This is a genomic window from uncultured Sphingorhabdus sp. (genome assembly GCF_937872355.1).
GTDB lineage: Bacteria > Pseudomonadota > Alphaproteobacteria > Sphingomonadales > Sphingomonadaceae > Sphingorhabdus_B.
The window spans coordinates 1-2,461 of record NZ_CALMSV010000003.1; the positions used below are offsets into that span (position 1 = coordinate 1).

3 protein-coding genes are annotated in these 2,461 nt (G+C 56.4%); all 3 read left to right on the forward strand.

What is annotated here, in order from left to right:
- A partial coding sequence (locus tag Q0239_RS00055) for a portal protein (RefSeq protein ID WP_298596464.1) occupies positions 1-1,209 on the forward strand: 1,209 nt, incomplete at its 5' end.
- A 73-nt stretch (positions 1,210-1,282) separates the two neighbouring features.
- The gene (locus tag Q0239_RS00060; protein ID WP_298596467.1) at positions 1,283-1,537 is read left to right on the forward strand and encodes a hypothetical protein; all 255 of its coding nucleotides are present in this window, start codon (positions 1,283-1,285) and stop codon (positions 1,535-1,537) included.
- The gene (locus tag Q0239_RS00065) at positions 1,530-2,414 is read left to right on the forward strand and encodes a hypothetical protein (protein ID WP_298596470.1); all 885 of its coding nucleotides are present in this window, start codon (positions 1,530-1,532) and stop codon (positions 2,412-2,414) included. The genes Q0239_RS00060 and Q0239_RS00065 overlap by 8 nt, the downstream gene beginning before the upstream one ends.
- Positions 2,415-2,461: the final 47 nt, after the last annotated feature.

Here is a 2,461-nt window from a genome sequence, read left to right on the forward strand (position 1 = left end):
CTTTCCTATGAGGCGGAGCATGTCGACGGGATCTACATCGAGGTCGATGCGGCAGGCCGCCCATACCGGATTCACCGCAAGATCATCCTTTCGGCGCAACAGGCGATGGACAAGTGGAAAGAGAAATCGCCGAAGGAAGTTGTCGACGCGATGACCGGGCGCAATCCGACGCCAGACCGTGATTTTACCTTTGTCCATTGCATCGAGAAAAACAGCAAAATGCTGACAGGCAGGCTGGATGCGGCAGGTATGCCATGGCTGGGCGGATATTATCTGGAAGGCGGCGAGGACAATATGTTTGACAATGGCGGCTATCAGACTTTGCCGCGCATTGTCAGCGCCTTCGACCGAGGGCTCAACCAGCATTATGGCAAATGTCCGGCAATGTTCGTGCTGCCGGAAATCCGCGCAAGCCAGGTTATGAAGCAGGATCGCGTGCTGGCGGTCGAGCAAAAGACCAAGCCGCCGATCCTTGCGATGGATGATGCGCTGGACCGGGGCGTGCTGAACCTTGGGCCTTATGGCGTAACCTATGGCGGATTGGATGAGCGGGGCAACCCGACGCTGCAGCCATGGTTTGAAGGGCAGGATTTGAGCGATGCGGCGGCGCTGCATCAGGAAGAGCGCGACATGATCGACCGCGCCTTTTACCGCGACCTGTTCCAGATCAACAAAGAATATAAAACCCATATCAGCGCCACGCGGACGATGGAGGAAATCGCCGAAAAGGGCATTTTCCTTGGCCCGCTTGCGCGGCAGGAAGAAGAATGGCTGTCGCCGATGTTGCCGCGCGAATTGTGGTTGATGGACCAGATGGGGCTGTTGGATGATATGCCTCCTGAAATGGCCGAATATTTCGCCGCCGAGGGCGGGCTGGACGTCATGTACGACAATAATCTGACGCGCATGCAGGAAGCATCGGGGGCGGTCGGTTTGCTTCGTACCGGTGAAATGGTGACGTCGCTGGGTTCGATCGATCCCGAATATATCGAGGCCTATAAACGGCAATATGACCCCAATGTCATCGTCGCATGGCTGGGCCGAAATAACGGCATACCGGCGATGTTGGAACGCAGCGACGACGACAAGGAAGCCTTTGACAATGACAAGGCGATGGCGACGCAAATGCAGGAAGCGTTGGCCGCTGCACCCGTGCTGGCCGATGCCGCCAAGAATTTCGCGCAGGCGGAGCAAGTGAATGTCGGATGAGGCGGGATGGTATGGGGCAGTAAATTCTGCCCGCCCCAAAACAACAGCCAGCGAGATATTTAAGGCGAAAAAATTGCGCCGTCTTTATGCAGCCTATAACGCGCTTTTCTTTGAAAACGGGAAGCTGAAACCCGATGCGCAGCTGGTGCTGGCTGATCTGAATGATGCAGCTGGCATGGGCGAAATGAGCAGCGCGCTATCCGATCAGGAGCTGCGCGATTTATTCGGTCGGCGCAAAATTGTGCTGCACCTGATCAACCGTCTGGATCGCGACGGGACCAAACGCGATCAACTTACGCAAGCTATCAGGGAGTCTGGACATGAGTGACGCATTGGCAAATGCCTTGGGTGGAGAACAGCAGCAACAGCAGCAGCAACAACCGAACCCAGGCGAACAGCAGCAACAACAGCAGCAACAACCGAACCCGGGCGAACAGCAGCAGCAACAGCAGGCTTCCGCCTTCCCCGCATGGATGGGCGAAGTTCCCGCTGATTTGCAGACCGATGATTTGAAATCGCGCGCCGCCCGATTCCAGTCACCGCTCGATATGTTCAAGGCCTTTACCGAGACACAGGATTGGGCGCGCGGTCGTGTTGCATTGCCCAAGGAAGGCGATGCTGCCAGCTTTGCCGAGTTTGCGGCGAAAATCCGGCCCGAAAAGGCCGAGGATTACAAGATCGATGTGCCGGATGGTAATTCGACCGAATTGGCAGATGCGTTTCGTCCGGTAGCCTATGATGCTGGCCTGCACCCCGAACAAGTCACCAAGGTTGTTGGTTTCTGGAACCAGATGCAGGCCGATATGGTGAGCAAACAGACACAGCAGGGTAACACCGAGTTGAAAAGCATCGAAATGGAAATGGGCGAATCCGCCTATGCCCAACGGCTTGAAGCTGCCAGCAACCTTTTGCGCAATGCAGGGGTCGAGATTGAAGATATCGCCCCGGCGATGGAAAAGATCGGTGGGGGTGCAGGCAAGGCGATGCAGGCGCTGTTCAAGATGGCTGAAGCTACAGGCGAACTGGCCAAGGTGGACGGTGTAACCGTTGCCATGCGGATCGGTTCGATGAATGCGCAGCAAGCGCAAGCGCAGGTCGACGGATTGATGAACGATAGCGAATTTATGGGCAAGGCCCGCACCAAAGGAACCCCCGAAGCCAAAAAGTGGGAGGACCTTAATGCCATCATCGCGCGCGGGCAGTAAAACGGCAAGCAATGCAGCGCCTTGCCGCAAATTACGCGTCCATCCTG

Bases quoted from the DNA above. Each gene is read 5' to 3' on its own strand.
- Q0239_RS00065 (WP_298596470.1), top strand. From the start codon at position 1,530: ATGAGTGACGCATTGGCAAATGCCTTGGGTGGAGAACAGCAGCAACAG.